This window comes from Deltaproteobacteria bacterium (genome assembly GCA_019309045.1).
Lineage (GTDB): Bacteria > Desulfobacterota > Syntrophobacteria > BM002 > BM002 > JAFDGZ01.
This window is the reverse complement of record JAFDGZ010000073.1, coordinates 1-16,021: the sequence shown is the minus strand read 5'-3', so window position 1 is coordinate 16,021 and position 16,021 is coordinate 1. Positions and strand designations below refer to the sequence as shown.

The following is a 16,021-nucleotide window of genomic DNA, read 5'->3' as shown; positions in this document are numbered from 1 at the left end:
TACGAATACAATCATCAACTATCAATTTCACCTTGCCCAAAAATAGAAAGGGAGCCCTGCAGGCTCCCTTTCTTGCTCTTGGCACGGGCCCAGATCAGATTATCTCAGAATTCTCCCTGTTCTCCTTGTCTGCGCATCATAACTGGCTACAAAGTCTGTTTTGTGTGTCTGCTACGGCTTTCGGCTTTTCTTCATAGCCGTTGCCCCAGCTCTCACCGTTAGCGAAGATGGAAGCCTTCCAGCCTCCCAGCCTTCCACCAATCCCAAACCTCACCTATAATACTCCGCCTGGGTATTGAATAAACGGGCGTACTTGCCCCCAAGCCGGAGAAGCTCCTGGTGACTGCCGCTTTCTAGAATCCTGCCATTTTCCAGGACAAAAATCCGATCCGCCATCCGCACTGTGGAAAAGCGGTGGCTGATCAATATGGCGGAACGACCGTTGAGCAGCTGTCTGAATCTCCTGAAAACCTCATATTCGCTTTTCACATCGAGGCAGCTCGTGGGCTCATCCAGAACCATGATCTGGGCGTCCCGCAGAAATGCCCTGGCCAGGGCCACCTTCTGCCACTGGCCAATGCTGAGCTCTTCCCCGTCTTCGAACCATTTGCCCAGTATTGTATCATAGCCCAGAGGCAGCCTGCTGATCACTTCATCTACGCCAGCCCGGCGGCTCGCCGCCACAATTTCCTCGCCTTCAGGGCGGAGATCGATATTGCCGAGCCAGATATTTTCTTTTGCAGTGAGATGGTACTTGACGTAGTCCTGAAAAATGACGCTTATTTGCCGGCGCAGTTCGGTAGTCCTGAACTCCCGTAGATCAACGCCGTCGAGTTTGATGGTTCCTTCCAGTGGATCATAAAGTCTGCACAAGAGTTTGATGAGCGTTGTTTTGCCCGAGCCGTTTTCCCCCACCAGGGCCACTACTTCACCCGGCTCAATTGTCAAAGAAATGTCCTCGAGAACCGTGTGACTGCTCCCGGGATATTGAAAGCATACCTGCTCGAAACAGACTCCCTTTTGCAGGCGGTGTGGTACAGGAATGGGACTGACAGGTTCCTTTACCCTGGGCTCCAGGTCAAGAAATTCGTAAAGATTTAACAGAAAAAGGTTGTTTTCATAGAGATTGGCAAGTCCTCCTAGCACTTCACGGAGGTAGCTGAGACCTCGTTGAAAAGCCTGAAAATACATGACCATGTCACCGAGAGTGATCATGCCCAACAAGGTCCGATAGGCAATAAAGGCAAAGGTGCTGAACACAGCCACTGTGGCGCTGCCCTGAGCCACCAGGTCTGCCAGGGAACGTTTGCGGCTGATTTCGAGCCTCTCGCGGCGGAGTTCTTCCCGGAGTTCACGAAACCTTTCTTTAAAGAGATTGCCAAGTTGAAACAGCCTGACTTCTTTTGCGTGTATGTCCCCGGTAAGAATCCAGTTGAGGTAGCTTGCCCGCCGCTCCGCCGACGTCCGCTGCCGCTGCCAGTGAAACATCTTCCCGGCGTACTTGAGCCGCACCAGCACACCAGGAATGGCCGCAGCGAATAGCACCACCCCCACGGCCCAATGGAAGGAAAAAAGAAGCCCGGCCATGGCAACGAGCGATATGCTGCTCTGGCCCAGCCTGACCAGGCCCTGAACGATCTGCGTGGGCCTGTGGGGTCCCTCCCTCTGAGCGCGATGCAGGCTGTCCAGGTACTGTGGTGTCTCGTAATACTCGAGATCCACTTCAATAGACTTGGCGTGGAGCACACCATACATGTGATCCGTGACCGCCAGGGTCTGCGCCTCCTGAACCAGGCCTGCCAACGCCCGGCAGAAAACCTGCAGAAGAGCTACGCCTGCTGCCAGCGCAATGAGCAGCAGCACCTGTGACAAAGCTGCCGCCTTGTCCGCAGATCCCACCGCATACGTGACCGCATCCACGATGAGCTTCATGAGGTAGAGAGCTGCAAGCGGCAGCGTCCCCTGGATGACGACAAGAACCAGGCTGCCGATGGTCCAGCCTGGCCCTGCCTGCCAGACGAAACGCACAGCCCTGTCTAGCCTCAGCGTTTCTCTAGCTTTCTGGATGAGTGTGGTTGTCATGAGTTGCGAGTAATCCCAGGGCCAGGAGGCTCCCACCTTCGCTCATGGCTACGGCGGACAAGGGGAAGCTGGGAGGCCGGGAAGCCGGAAAGCGACGAAGCCCTGCGCCATCTCCGCCGCAGCCCTCTCACTTTTTACTTTTAACTTTTTACCTGGAGCTTTTGCCCGGCACTCTGGACTATAGAATTGGGTTATCGGTTATCAGGGACCGATCATCAGGGAGAACTCGGTAGGAGCGGTTCTCTAACCGCGACCAGCAAGCTTACCAGCTTCCAATTTTCCCAGCATCTCTGCCCTGGCATGAGCCACCCTGCAATAATAATCCACCACTGCATCCAGTTCGCCGGTCTCGAGATACGCATGTGCAGGACACCACAGGCAGAGGTTAATCAAAGAGCAGCTCCCGCATTTCTCTCTAAATTCTTCTCTCTCGGACTGCATACTGCGCACCTGGGGGACAAAGTTGTGCCACGCATCAGTGAGATTTCCTTTTCTCAAATCATAGATGCATTCAGGATGGTACAGGGATGAACAGAGGCGAAAGAATCCGTCGCTGCCTATAGCAAAACTGCCGCTTCCCACACCGCAATGAAAGAGGTGGTTGCAGTCGCCACAGCAACTCTCTGGCAGGATCAGCTTGTCGCATCTCTTGTGCAGAGATTCGAGCCGCTCGGGATCCGCCTGCTCCAGGGTAACTATCTCAGATGGAAAAAGCCTTTGTGACAATATTTCTTTGTTTCTCGACACGTTGCCATCAAACCTCAGGTGCAGGAATGGATCAAAGCGGTAATATTCTCTGGTTCTCTCCCGGCAAAAGCGGGCGATCTGCGGCAACTCCGCCACGTTGGAGCGAAGCGCCATTGCCTTCAGCTGCACCTTGATACCACTATCGAGGAGAGAGTGCAGGCCTCTTGTAAAAGCAGCAAAGGAACCCGGGTTCCTGGTAACTCGCTCATAGGTGGCCCGGGTCACCCCATAGACCGTCACTTCTATATCCCGAGGAGGATATTTCTTGAAAATTCTAATATGTTCATCTGTGATCAGAGTTGCATTTGTAAAGACTGAAACTAGGAGCCCCTTTTCTTTGAGATTGAGATAAATGTCAAAAAAGTCTTCCCTCAACAATGGTTCGCCACCAGTGATCAGGCACCACAGAGCACCCAGCGACACAGCTTCGCCGGCTATTTCCTCGATCTCCGCGATAGTGAGTTCTTGTGCCTTTGCAATGCTATCGTCAGTGGGGACATTGATGTAACAGTGTCTGCAGTTGTTGTTGCATCGAGCCGTGAGCTCCAGATCGAATGAAGTAAGTGCTCGTTTGCCTTTGACTTTTTGCCAGAGAGAAAAGTCAGACAGTGGTATGGAAGAATGATAGGACGTTGTCAAGAGAGTAAAGTCTTTTTAAGGGGGCCAATAAAACCACGCAGAGGCGTCAACAGAGGAAGGAGCAGGTTCCTCTTGTTAAAAAAAGCTATGAGACGACGCTCGAGCCCCAGTCCAAATAACACCTTTTTCCCATGCCGCTCCACTCTGGTTACACATCCGAGGATGTTTGTCTCTGCAATCAACTCTTCAGCGTCGCCACTGTTGTCTCCCTTTGTGTGCAAAATGCCTCTCCTCTGACCAACCAGTCTGTGGATCACCAATTTCTTCGTTGCTGGATGAACAAAGGCCAGTACATCTCCACAACGTAACGATCCTCGAGGCAATGGTGAGACAGTAATGACATCACCATCTCTTATGAAGGGAGACATACTGAAGCCTCTTGCCTGAAATCTGAATGATGCCCCCCTTGATAGTACAGTCCTGAGGATTTCCACCAGAGCAAGCCCTGATAGCGACAGCTCCCCGACCCGCTTGCTGAACAAAAAAGATTTTATCTCAGAACTTGGCGACATATCCATGCCAGGAAACTCCATCTGACAGCATCAGCAGACGCGGGATGAAAGGGTCCACTCGCCATTCCCCCCGATGACTGGTGACCGACAACACCCAGTGGCCAACTCCCAACCCGCACCTCACTCCTTGTCGACCTCGATGATCATCTTCCTTCTCAGCAATTCTCCCACCAGCCCAATAACATCCCTCTCGATCTCTTCCTGCGGAGCCTCAAACTCTGCCGTCAATTCTTGCACTACCCTCCTCAGGTTTTTCTGCCCGTCAAGTTTTCGCCATATTTCCCTGCCCGTTTCGTTCAGCGTGTACAGATCATCCTCCATGTCGCCTATTCCTGAAACGATAGGAACGATGATCAGCTCCCCTTCTATTTCTCGAGATACTATGTCTTCTGAAGGAAGATAACATGTATCAAGATCGACCAATTTTGACACCGCAAAGCCTCCTTTTATGCAGATGCAAATAGTCTGTTGACCGACTGGCTTGTGTAAGATTATTGGACAGGATTGCTGGGCAATTGGAAACAGGGCACTTGCTTTTCCGGGAAGGATAAGAACAAAACTTCTGCTTATTCGCCGAACAATTATTTTTGGTCTTGAACAGCAAAGCAGCTATGGAGCAAAGAGATGATTTAAGATAAAACCAAATATTTGCTAAGATACTGAGATATTAGAAAATCAGCTTCTCGTTGCGCCTTTGCAAAACTCTTGTTTTTCCCTATCCCACAGACAGTCCAATACATAACCATTGGCACCCTCTGAACCCCAAATCTTACATGCCATTAGCACCATTTCCTCTGGTCTACCTCTGACCAACACTATGAGTTCAGGTTTTTCCCAACGTTTTTTCATTTGTCTCCTCTCCTAATTAGAGCCAGATAACATTTTAAAATTACTACATATTAGTTTAAATATCAAATATAATCTCATTTTGCCAGCCTGCCAGCCCTTCAGCAGGCCGCCTTCGCAAAAGCTTCTTTATTCTCTTTTGCCAATCCTGCACTTGCCACGCCCTCTCACCATCTGCAAGCATCCCGAGATGACGAGCCTGAGCATGGGCAATCTCACAAAGATACTCTACTGGGGTGTCCAGGTCACCGTGCTCCATCCATGATTTGGCCGGACACTGCTCACATAGACTCTCGAGAAAACAGCGGGCGCAACGGGCTAGATAATCGGCGTTTTCAGGTTTACGTGCCCTGATCCCTGGGAAGAAATTTCTCAAGGCGTCTTCTAGAAAACCATTTTTCAGATCGTAGATAGTCGCCGGGTGTCTCAGCATCATACAAGGTTGGAAACTACCGTAAGCATCCACACAACCGCCGCCAGTCCCCGCACTACAGGAAAAAAGTGTATCTCCGTGTGGTCCGACGAACTTGGAACAAAACTCTTCCATTTCCCTGAAGTATTTTTCCTGTCTTCTGCTCAGCACCCTCACCCCTTCCTCAGGAGAAAGTCTCAGCGCTTTTATGCTGCCATTCTTATATGCCGAATCTCTCCGGCAGCGAAGGTCAAAGAACATTGAGTAAGAGGGAGGCTTATCCATCCAGGGAATAGTAGCCGCCCAGGCCTCGAACTCGTCAACTTCTTTTTTATTGGGCGGAAGCAAAGCACTTTTTACAACAAAAGGGATATTGTTCTGCAAGAGGAGATTTATTCCACGCCATGCAGCTTCAAAAGACCCCGGAGTCCTGGTAACACCCTCGTAAGAATTCTTCCTCATTCCATATACTGAGATCTCAATTGCTTTCAAAGGAGGAATACGACTAAAGAGCTCTGCTAGAGCCGGGGTAATCAGGGTTGCATTGGTAAAAAGCATGACTTTGAGTCCCAGCCTTCTGGCAAAAATATACAATTCCTCAAAATCCTCTCTCAACAAAGGCTCGCCTCCAGTGAATCTTACAGTAAGGCAACCCAGGCAGGCAGCCTCCTCGAGGATCTCTTTTATCTCCTCTGTTGTAAGTTCCCTCATCCTGGCCTTTTCATTGTCGGCTGGCAGATTTATATAACAGTGGATGCAGTTGTTGTTGCATCGCTCAGTGAGCTCCATGTCCAGGTGGGTCAGGAGAGGACGCTTGTTTTTCCAGAGGGAGAACTTGTCTGGCTTTATCTTTATTGCATATCTGGTTTCAGTGTGTACCATTTGTTGCCCAGCTGTGGAGTCGCCAAGCGATCAAGTTGGCAAGACTATGTGCTCAACGGCTTGCCAGCCTATCTCCTAAAATTTCGACCACCTTTCCACTTTTTTCGAACCTCAACACATAACACGGTACCTCTCTTGCCATCATTCCCACCAAGTCGAGCATCTTTTCCCACCACGCAGCTGTCACTAGCGGTCTTATAACACAGGCCAGGAGCCTCTTGACTACTTCCTTTCTGTCATCAACTGGAATCACGCTATTTTCTCGGGCCTGTTCCAGGAAAAAAATGGCGTCCAGAGGCGCAGAATTAGCCGACACCTCTGTAACATCACCGTGACTCCAGGTACCGTGGATTCTGAATCCGTCCTTCCATCTGCGCACGATCATACGGTCATCACAAAGAAGCTCAGCCCTGCCCTTCAGCAAGGTCGCCATGGTGGACTTGCCCGCATCAGAGTGCCCCACAAAAAGGACTCCCTTCGCATCAATAATGACGCCGCAGGCGTGCAGCAGGCAGCCCTGCCTGTCGGCCAAAACCCTGGCCAGAAGGATCTGGTCAGTGGGAAACAGCGTCAGCGAGTGCAGACCACCGTTGCGGAATACTTCTTCGTGCTCATTGTATATCAGGGCCCTTGTGTGATCGTGGTTGAAAACCGCAACCCTGTGGAGGTGGTCGTCTTCTTTCGCAGGAGAGATGCCAACATATACCCACGAATCTCCCTTCTTATAAACGGCCCAGGGCGACCTGCGATAAACCTCCGTCCCCAGATTATGACCTTTAAAGTCAGGCAAGGAAAAGTGGTGCCTTATAGAGATAGTGTCCTCTCCAGGGCCTTCTACCTGGAAAAGCCTGAATTTTGGTTGAAACGTGGTATCAGTTATGGGCAGGCCAGACTCCACCTGAATGATAATACCACCGCACTGGAAATAACGGCGATGGGTGTTCTGCCAATCTTCGCCAACTTTTCTGTTTTCTCTGGTCATTTTTCAAAGACAGCGGAGCCTGGGAGAGTAGGCTTCACAATGGGGCTCTGGAGTGTCATTTCACTTTCGCTTTGATTGAACGACTCACGCCTGGCAAAGTAAGTCCAGAGAACCCAACTGAGCTCCTCAGCGCCCCGAAGCGAATATGGCACGTTGCACAAGTCCCCGCAGTCCAAGAAACAGAAGCCGAGGTTCTTTCAGGAAAAGCTGGGTAACGAGTTTCCTGGCCTCATCGCGACTTCGCCAGCTCAGTAGATGGTTCACGGACGAGTTCACCAAATCCAGAAGTCTGGCGTAGTGGTCTTGGGAAAAACCATTGAGACCTGAACGAATAAGCCGATGGATGCCGAGTTCCTGTCGAAGCGCCCGCAGCTCCGAACTGTGCCCACCATTCAGGATTGCCTCGGCAACCCCCAGCGCTCCCCGCAAACCGGTGACCACGCCCCCCACAGTACTGACCTTCACGTGCCCCCCCGCATCTCCCACCAGATAAACATCATTTCTTCCGATCTTGCGCTTGTACGGAACCCACTGGCTATAGAAGGGAGTGCGGGCACTCTGGAATTCGAGAGGTTGCAGGCCCTTTTTTCGCAAGAAACGTTCAAGGGCCAACCGACCCAGCCTTTCATCCTCTGCAATCAGCCCAAGAGCCCCTTCCATTGAAGAATGAGGTATGAGCCAGAAGAAATATGGTGTTTCTTCGGGAAGGAACCAGACTCTGGTGGTATGCACAGACATGTCCTTCGGGAGTTTCACCAGAGCTTGTATCAACGGCAGAGTTTTTCGCTGCGGCCAACCAGCAGTTCGAGCAACCCTGCTGAAGGCTCCGTCCGCCCCCACAAGCACATCTGCTGATCCATTGACCAACTGGGTGTTCCCATTATTACGCACCACAGTGAATCTGAGCGTACCACCGTTAAGTTCCATGCTGTTGAATCGATGGCCAGCGAATATGTGGGCGCCGCTCTCCCTTGCCTGCTCCACCAGTTTCTCTACCAATGCGGAGCGTTCAATGACCAGATCAGGCCGCGCCAGCCGCACTGATGCAACCTTGCCGTCAGCAAATAATTCGAACCGATTGATCTTGTTGACGACCGTGTCCGCCCCCAGAGGTCCTGTGAGACGGAGAAAATGGTCGGTCACAATAAGGGTGCGTTTGGGCGGCTTGATAGGCTCCGCTGCCTCATACACCTCAACCTGTAGACCATGGCGGGCAAGCAAATGCGCCGTGAACAGTCCCGCAGACGAGGCTCCGATAATCGCTACTTTCTTGCTCACATTCGACTCCCGGTTTCAATAGGCACTAGGCAGTTAGCAGTTAGCACCAAGAACAATTTGACTCAGGCCCCTGATAGGTTTTCTGGAATTGGGCTGTCGCGGCTAGAGAGCCGCTCCTACCGAGTCCTTCCTGATAACCCCATTCTATGGTCCAGAGTCGAGGGTCAGAGGTCAAGAGCTACAGGTTAACAGAGAAAAGTTTGTGGCGCAGACAGCGCAAGGCGCCGTCCCCTCTCAGCCTCCTAGCTTCCTGGCTTTCTGGCCTCCAAGCTTCCCCTCATCCGCCATAGCCATGAGCGAAGGCGGAAGCCTCCTAGCCTTGTGGTTACTCGCAACCCGTATTCGGTTAAACCTTTTCTCCCCGCGTCTCCCACTTGCCCCTGAAGCTGATCCAGAAGGACAGCGCAATAAGCTTCAGGTCGAGCAGCAAGGACTGGTTGCGGACGTAGAAAAGATCGTATCTGAATTTTCTCCTGGGCGCCGCATCTTTACGGATATAGATAGTGGCGAGACCCGTCAAACCCGGCCTCACCAGCAGCCGCTCCCTGAAGCCGGGAATAGTTTCATACTCCACCACCTGGCCGTTTTCATCTCTTACTATCTCGCCCACGGCCAGCGACCGGGGGCCCACAAAACTCATCTGCCCCAGCAGTATGTTGAAGATCTGCGGCAACTCATCCAATCCCATGGCCCGCAATATCCGACCGGTCTTTGTGATGCGGTCATCATCTTCTCTGGCCTGAATCACCCCATACTTCTCGTCCGAATCAGGTACCATGGTACGAAACTTATATGCCCTGAACTTTCTCCCTTTCAGTCCCCAGCGCTCCTGCCGATAAAACACCGGACCGCCGTCCTCCAGTTTGATTGCCAGTGCAACAGGAAGAAACACAGGAACAGCAAGCATCATCATAAAGATTGAAAGTGCAATGTCGACAAAACGCTTGAGTACGTGTTCCCTGACAGCGGTGTATACATCGACTGTACTGTGGTTATCATGGGATTCTGCAAAGGATAATAGTGCCATAGGAGTTAGTTGCTAGAAAGTCGCTGATCCCAGATGCGATTTCGCCTGGTGTAATCTGCTGCTCGCTGCTCTGTCGACAAAGTCTTCCAGTATTTTCCAGTTAGAATAGAGACAGAAAAGCAAGACTTGATCCGCTTACTAGATCAGTCTACGTACTTATCTCCTGCAAACGCTTCACGTTCGTTGGAAAAATATCGTCCAAACATGTTGGTAAGAAGAATTAAGAACAATCTTATTGGTCGCAACAGAAAATGCAGTGAGGAAAAACGAGCTTGCAAGGGAAAAGCTCGCCAATCTTCTCTGGTGGAACAAAACAGGAGAAACAAGACATATCGAATTTTCTCAGTGAATTTGTCACGAACCTTGAAATGTATGGTCGAGAAATCTGAGTTTACAGCAGATCTTGAAGGTACATCATTCTCACAGAAGAGATTTCTGACTACATCGAGGGCGATTTTTTTTATCGATAAATCTTTTATCGCTTTCTCCTGGATATGTTCCGGTAGAGACGCATTGAGAAGAGTGCTAGCCAGAAAAAGATTCAGCAACAGTATACGTTCACATCTCATTTTCTCGGCTAGAAGCGTAATTCTTTGCCAATCGAGTGAAGGTCTCCTGTGAATCAACCCGCTAATGCAGCAAATAGAATCAAGACTATCCCAACAATTTTTGGCCGCGTGCATACACAAGTAAACCAGGAGTTCCTCGGCAGCAGGTTGGAGAATCTTTCTGCCTTCTAGTTCGGCATTCACCAGTCGATTCTTAAGAAAATGGAGATCGAAAGGGAACGAGGAGTATCTGCCTGTCATTTCCCAATGAATTTCAACTATTGGACTGCGGGTATTCTTATTCTTGGTCATCGCCAGGCTATACTCTCTTCGTATATATCTTTCTAACTGTACCTCATCTAACGGAACTTCTGACAAATAACCGGTGGAACTGAGCAGTGCCATGACAGCCAACGCCTGCTGCCTGTGCACAAGAATATCCAGATCAACAAACTGCCGCAGGGCAATACTTCCATAGATCGCTTCCGCGAGGGCTGGTCCTTTAATTGGCACTGCAAGAATGTCATGGCCATGCAACACATCAAGCAGTTTGAAAAGCTCCTCAGTAAAGAGCAAATTATGTGCAGCATTCGTCAGGAATGCCTTTCTGAACCTGGCCATTGCAGCGTCTGGCAGAGCCAGCGGACAGATCTTCTTCAAATTTACGTACACGAGAGGCATCACTCTGTGCTGCAAGGCGGTTTGCAGGAGGTAATCCCAATCAACGGAATTCATTGCCAGAGGGCGTATCTGTTCAATACCTTCTCCGTCCAGCTCTGGACGAGCGCAGTAAAGGAGCAGCTTTATCTCCGCCGCCTTGCCAGTAAATGATAGTCGGGTGGAGTTGTTGTTCAATATTCCAGCCTGTAGGACTCACTTGAGTGCAGAACCGCCCGTCATGACCTTATTGACAAAGCTAACGGCGAAAAGGCCTTAACCTGTAAGGTCGCGGCGTCAAGCGTATTCTACGTGTTGTTACTGTTGACCGAGTTTTTGCTAGCAGAGGTATTTTGTAGTACTCATGAAGAATATGGAAATATGCCAGAACAGGAAGCATAATCAGAAGATCCACTCCATAAAAAGCAGCGCTGCTCTCGGGCACGCTTCTGACAGTGAAAAACACCAACACTGCTCCTGCCTGTATGAGCAGCTCCTTGTGAAAAGGTTCCATCGAGTACCTTCGACGCAACAGGTTGATCAACTGCAACCAGGTCACCAGCCATGCCGCAACAAAAGGTATTGTCCCCAGAATTCCAGACTGCACCAATGCATAGAGGTAGGCATTATGCATGTGCTCGCCGTGCAGTGAATAGCGATCCGCCAGTGGTCCTGACCCCAAAAGTGGTGACTCTTTGAAAAGCTCCCACCCTCGTGCCCACGTACGCGTTCTCCCGCTGAGGGTAAGAAACTCCACCCTGTCCTGTCCGCGGTAAATGTATTCCACGGTCCGATCAGGGATGGCGTTATCTATACAAACAGAAGCTACCAGAATAGCAACTACCAGCAAGAGCATCTTCAACCTTGACCTGTGTGTTAGCAGTACAAAACAGATGGCTGCCGCAAACCCAAGAATAGACCCCCGTGACTGCATGGTGATAATCACAGCAGTAAAGGCAAAAAAGGGAATGAGCCAGAGAAATCTCACCGTTTTCTTGCCCCTCACAATCGCGCAAAAGGCGATAGTTGCTGGAATAGCTGCAAAACGAGAAATACCAGAGGATCTAGACATGGTAGCCCCCACCACAACGGGAATGCGGTGGATAATTCCATAGCCTATAAGTCGACCACCTTCTCCGAACAACTCGTGTCGTCCTATTATGATGAGAGCCACTGCATACAGACTCACTATAATCCAGTTGACAACAAGCAATTGGCTGGCATTTTTCAATGAATCCGGTCCAACAAGAACAGCCTCGAGCACTATGAAAACTGAAAGATAGAGGCTACCCCAGTAAGAAGCCTCCAGGGGTCTTGGTGAAAATAAGGAAGAAAACAGGGCAACAACCCCAAACAGTGTCATCAACCGAACAGGGCTCGCCCAGGAAAAAACAGTTGGAATCTGGCGCCTGGCTATTATGACCCAGGCCAGAATGATGGCAGCAAAGGGGAGCAGAGTACGGGCAGCATGGAGGTAGCCCAGAAGTCCGCTGGGATTCCGCAGATACCATGGACCGGAATCTATGTTCACCCAGAGCATCAGCCAGAGGACCAAGCCTATTGGCATGGTGCCCAGTAATCTCAAAGCCTTTGATTTCTTGATTGATCTAAGAAGAACCATAAAGCTCTAGTCAGCTGTTTGCAACCGCCTTTTCATAAACGGTGCAAATCACCTCAGCTTTTCTTTCCCATGAAAAATCTTTGCTTCGTTGCAATGCTCCCCTTGCCAGCCGGCGGCGTTCTTGCTCGTCATCATCGAGCCTTTTTATTGCCTCAGCCAGATCCATCGCTATCTGCCGTGGAAAGTCAAATCTAACCTTGATCCCGCATTCTGCTGTGACCACATCTGCGAAACCGCAATGATCCGGGCATATCACAGGCAGTCCCAATGCCAGCGCTTCCAATAAGACTGTGGAAGTAAGATCTTTGACGCTGGTAATGATAAAGACATGTGCCCTGCCAACCAGTTCGAGGGCCTCTTTTCTTGGCAGCCAGCCATGCCAGGCACATTTTCTAGCAATACCAAGTCTGACTGCCAACTTTTGCCACTTCCTGGTGCAGGGACCAGCGCCAAGGATATCTAGATGAAAGCTGACGGTGTGACGAAGGCTGCTCAACGCCTGCAACAGGAAAGGCAAGGCTTTGCCGGGTAGATGCAAACCGCTCCACGCCAACTTCAATGATTCACCAGGCTTCCTCAGAGAATAGTCTCTTGTTGTGAAATCAGGCGGACCTACTTCAGGAACAACCTGGCTGTCAACACCATAGCACCTGTGTATTTCCTCTCGAATTCCACTTGTGGCCGCAATGATCGCACCATTGGCCTTTTCAAAGGCTCTCTTGGGCTGAGGCAACAGCTTCTTGTGCAGAGAATTGCGAATGTTCCTCAAGGAGTAGTAAATACATCCTGTAAATCCCAGCGAAGGTAGAAGATGCCAGGGCGTGTTCTCAAGTCCACCGACAGGACCCCAGACAAAAGGTGTGTCAAGCTTCCATAGATGACCGGGAAACCGAAAGCCAACATAGGTTATGAGGTGCACAAGATCAAATCTGATTTGTTTATGAAGCTCAGAACCAAGCCGGAAAGCATCCCTTTGCCATTGAGCATATGCCCAATTCATGACAGGTTTCAGTATTGAGCTCTCAACAAATTGCCACCCTTTTGTTGGAGAGTAATGCCACGGCCTGGGAGGGACATAATAAAAGTTTATATTTTGATAAGAACGCTCATTCCTGTTGATCTCGCATTCAATATCATCTCGGTGAAAGTCTGCAGTGATTACCCAGAGATCATGATGTCTTGCAATGGCTGTTACCCAACCCCACCCAACCCCTTCTTCAGAACCTCGATATGGATTGCACGCGTAAGCTGATACAAGGACCTTGAGACGTCGAGGCATCCTGGAGAAGCAGTTCTTCCTCAGGGATTGTTTCATAGGCGGCTCAGCGCCAGGCCCACACAGTTCCCCACTGCCCGCTGAAGATTACCAGTATCGAACCGGGTAGCGCTGGCTCCCAGGGTCACAAGCAAACGAAGTAATAATCCCAGATAACAGCGGGGTACGGACAGCCCATGTTTTCTTACAAGATATAGTCTATTAGCAACTTCAATCTTACCAAAATCATACTGACTGATCCTCCCTGACGGGGAGGGGTAATGATAGAAGCCTGCTTCGGAGGGGTAATGATAGAAGCCTGCTTCCGCAACCACGGCTAGTTTATACTTCTTGCTCACTCCATAGCTAAAATCAAGATCTTCGAGGTAACTGTATCCATCAAAATATTCATCAAACTGGAACTTTCCAAAGACACTTTTTCGCCATACCGACGCGGTGCTCGGAAGCCATTCTACAAACATCGTCTCAGAAACCGTACCAGATAGGGTGTGCCAGCCGCTGGGTGTAACCACTCCTTTGTTCTTGCTGTAAACCCCCAGCCATTCTGCCAAGCGTGAGTTTTTCAGTGGGAGCTCTTTTCTCAGAGGAGGGTTTCTAAGATTGAAAGCACAACCGCCCAGATCCTCTGGGGCTCTTTGCCAGAATTGCAACATCTTTTCCATTGCCCCATCTTCCAGCACTATGTCGTCATCTAGAAAACCGATCAGATCTGTGTCAGGATCGACGTATCTTAATCCGATGTTTCTCTGTGCTGAAGCAGATGGTCGATGGTGGTGAATATATTCAATATTGAGGCATGAAAAGTCAGCAACAGTCGCCTCCACTGATTCTACACTGGAGTCAACTATAACCACTTGATCCGGACGGTGCGACTGGTCTGACAGGCTTTGCAGCATATTCCTGAGATCTAGCGGTCGGTCTCTTGTCGCTACAACGAAAGCAATCTTATGCGAGCGACTCTCCATTATGCTGCCCCTTTTTTCACCCCGTTTTTCATACAAATAAATTGCTCTACAGCTTTTCTAAATTCATCTATAAATCTGTTTGTAGAAAATCGCTCACTTTGCCTTACTAAGTGATCTCGTAATTCAGTTTGTAAGTCTGGCTGCCGGAGGACAGCTTCAATCTTCTTAACCGCATCCTCAACCGAGTCATAGAGCAAAAGCGGATGGTTCGTAATCTCCGCTTGCCCTCCTTCTTTCGGCACAAACGTAATACAGCCAGCTTTGAGCATTTCAGCAACAGATATGCCAAAAGGTTCGTTCTTGCGGGCGTGGATACCAAAACGATGCCATGCGAGGATTTTTGCCTTGTTCTCGCCAAACTTGGTACCTTCAAAAAAGACCCAATCGCCGTACTCTTGACTTAGTCTTAGAATCTTCCTGGCATATGGCGTTCCGTCAATCTTGCCAATTACGTGAAGATGTATGTTTTGCCCTCGCCTGCGGACTCGTTCCAGAATTTCTAGAATCTGCTCTATACGTTTTTCAGAAGAGATGCGGCCAATGCAGACAAAACCCCACGTCTTCCGATCTGGTGGGACTTCAGGAAAACCATCAAATACAGGTGGATAAAGTACCTCGATATCAACTCCATACTTCTTTTTCATAATACCGGCTGACCACGTGGAATTGGCTAGAAGGAGATCCTCCCCGCTTAATAGGTTCCTTCCTGAAGGCGATGCCAAGGTCTTTACCAGAGCCAGGTAACCTTTTCGAATGATGCTATGTCGGTGGAAAACACCGCGAAGTCCCATGGGAATAGGATCAGACCTTGTGCGTATCTCTTCATTCCATGAGAAATCGGCCAGGCAATGGATAGCTGGCACACCAAAATCACAAAAGTTGTAAGTGCTGATCAGAACATCGAACTGATTTGCAACCTTGCGGCAGAATCGTCCGTAAAGAGCGCCACGAAGGGCATCTCCCCCCGCCATTTTCAATATAAACGATGGAAGTGGTACGCGAAGAACTGTTATTTCATGGGGCTGAACATTTGTGCCGTAATACTGATTCAGTCTAGCTAAATCAACTTCCCCAGTTGTGATGAGGGATACCTCATAACTATCTTTCAGAGCCTCAATCCCCCACATGACTCGTGCTTCGGAGCCCCCGTAACCCAAGCCGGGGTGTCCAAGCGCTACTTTCAGCTTACGCCGAACCATATTCTTGAATTTCTATCAGCTCAGGGTATAGGCGAGTTGTATGGAGACGCATACTATTCAAACTCTTTGAGACCCATCAACTCTAAAAGCGCCAGAGTTACAAATTGTGGAACCTCAATCAATTCCCTGCGCCACAACTTTCTTGGCTGGCAAAGCAGACGCCAGATCCATTCCAATCCACTATCTCCCACCCATTTGGGAGCTCGTTTGACATGACCACTCAGGAACCTGAAGGCAGCACCAACACCAATGGCTACCGGGACTCTTAACGATTCCTTGTGCTCGAAGATCCAGAGATCCTGCTTTGGCGTACCAAGCGCCACCCACAGCACGTCCGGCCTGGCCTCG

14 protein-coding genes are annotated in these 16,021 nt (G+C 49.9%); all 14 read right to left on the bottom strand.

From position 1 onward, the window contains the following. Positions 1-270: 270 nt before the first annotated feature. Positions 271-2,082, bottom strand: a complete 1,812-nt coding sequence (locus JRI89_13720) for an ABC transporter ATP-binding protein (GenBank protein ID MBW2072298.1) — start codon at positions 2,080-2,082, stop codon at positions 271-273. Between the two features lie 243 nt (positions 2,083-2,325). Continuing rightward, the gene (locus tag JRI89_13715) at positions 2,326-3,468 is read right to left on the bottom strand and encodes a radical SAM protein (protein MBW2072297.1); all 1,143 of its coding nucleotides are present in this window, start codon (positions 3,466-3,468) and stop codon (positions 2,326-2,328) included. Next, positions 3,465-3,836: a hypothetical protein gene (locus JRI89_13710; protein MBW2072296.1), complete on the bottom strand. Its 372-nt coding sequence runs from the start codon at positions 3,834-3,836 to the stop codon at positions 3,465-3,467. The genes JRI89_13715 and JRI89_13710 overlap by 4 nt, the downstream gene beginning before the upstream one ends. 264 nt (positions 3,837-4,100) lie before the next feature. After that, a complete protein-coding gene (locus tag JRI89_13705) occupies positions 4,101-4,412 on the bottom strand; it encodes a PqqD family protein (GenBank protein MBW2072295.1) in 312 nt (103 codons plus the stop codon). A gap of 472 nt (positions 4,413-4,884) precedes the next feature. Continuing rightward, on the bottom strand, positions 4,885-6,120 hold the full coding sequence (locus JRI89_13700; protein MBW2072294.1) for a radical SAM protein: 1,236 nt from the start codon (positions 6,118-6,120) through the stop codon (positions 4,885-4,887). A 52-nt stretch (positions 6,121-6,172) separates the two neighbouring features. Then, positions 6,173-7,102, bottom strand: a complete 930-nt coding sequence (locus tag JRI89_13695) for a hypothetical protein (GenBank protein ID MBW2072293.1) — start codon at positions 7,100-7,102, stop codon at positions 6,173-6,175. A gap of 126 nt (positions 7,103-7,228) precedes the next feature. After that, positions 7,229-8,380, bottom strand: coding sequence for an NAD(P)/FAD-dependent oxidoreductase (locus JRI89_13690; protein MBW2072292.1), 1,152 nt, complete (start codon positions 8,378-8,380; stop codon positions 7,229-7,231). A 346-nt stretch (positions 8,381-8,726) separates the two neighbouring features. Continuing rightward, positions 8,727-9,407 carry a sugar transferase gene (locus JRI89_13685; protein MBW2072291.1) on the bottom strand — a complete coding sequence of 227 codons (681 nt, stop codon included), beginning with the start codon at positions 9,405-9,407 and terminating at the stop codon, positions 8,727-8,729. A gap of 143 nt (positions 9,408-9,550) precedes the next feature. Further along, on the bottom strand, positions 9,551-10,810 hold the full coding sequence (locus JRI89_13680; protein MBW2072290.1) for a nucleotidyltransferase family protein: 1,260 nt from the start codon (positions 10,808-10,810) through the stop codon (positions 9,551-9,553). Between the two features lie 61 nt (positions 10,811-10,871). Beyond that, complete coding sequence (locus JRI89_13675) at positions 10,872-12,179, bottom strand: O-antigen ligase family protein (GenBank protein ID MBW2072289.1); 1,308 nt, start codon at positions 12,177-12,179, stop codon at positions 10,872-10,874. Positions 12,180-12,243: 64 nt separating this feature from the next. Next, positions 12,244-13,002 carry a glycosyltransferase gene (locus JRI89_13670; protein ID MBW2072288.1) on the bottom strand — a complete coding sequence of 253 codons (759 nt, stop codon included), beginning with the start codon at positions 13,000-13,002 and terminating at the stop codon, positions 12,244-12,246. A gap of 542 nt (positions 13,003-13,544) precedes the next feature. Continuing rightward, positions 13,545-14,474, bottom strand: a complete 930-nt coding sequence (locus tag JRI89_13665) for a glycosyltransferase family 2 protein (GenBank protein ID MBW2072287.1) — start codon at positions 14,472-14,474, stop codon at positions 13,545-13,547. Continuing rightward, the gene (locus JRI89_13660) at positions 14,474-15,673 is read right to left on the bottom strand and encodes a glycosyltransferase family 4 protein (GenBank protein ID MBW2072286.1); all 1,200 of its coding nucleotides are present in this window, start codon (positions 15,671-15,673) and stop codon (positions 14,474-14,476) included. The genes JRI89_13665 and JRI89_13660 overlap by 1 nt, the downstream gene beginning before the upstream one ends. A 53-nt stretch (positions 15,674-15,726) precedes the next feature. Then, positions 15,727-16,021, bottom strand: a 295-nt coding sequence (locus JRI89_13655) for a WecB/TagA/CpsF family glycosyltransferase (protein MBW2072285.1), incomplete at its 5' end; no start/stop codon positions are given.

Bases quoted from the DNA above. Each gene is read 5' to 3' on its own strand.
- JRI89_13720 (MBW2072298.1), bottom strand. From the start codon at position 2,082: ATGACAACCACACTCATCCAGAAAGCTAGAGAAACGCTGAGGCTAGAC.
- JRI89_13700 (MBW2072294.1), bottom strand. From the start codon at position 6,120: ATGGTACACACTGAAACCAGATATGCAATAAAGATAAAGCCAGACAAG.
- JRI89_13685 (MBW2072291.1), bottom strand. From the start codon at position 9,407: ATGGCACTATTATCCTTTGCAGAATCCCATGATAACCACAGTACAGTC.
- JRI89_13695 (MBW2072293.1), bottom strand. From the start codon at position 7,102: ATGACCAGAGAAAACAGAAAAGTTGGCGAAGATTGGCAGAACACCCAT.
- JRI89_13660 (MBW2072286.1), bottom strand. From the start codon at position 15,673: ATGGTTCGGCGTAAGCTGAAAGTAGCGCTTGGACACCCCGGCTTGGGT.
- JRI89_13710 (MBW2072296.1), bottom strand. From the start codon at position 3,836: ATGTCTCCCTTCATAAGAGATGGTGATGTCATTACTGTCTCACCATTG.
- JRI89_13675 (MBW2072289.1), bottom strand. From the start codon at position 12,179: ATGCCAATAGGCTTGGTCCTCTGGCTGATGCTCTGGGTGAACATAGAT.
- JRI89_13665 (MBW2072287.1), bottom strand. From the start codon at position 14,474: ATGGAGAGTCGCTCGCATAAGATTGCTTTCGTTGTAGCGACAAGAGAC.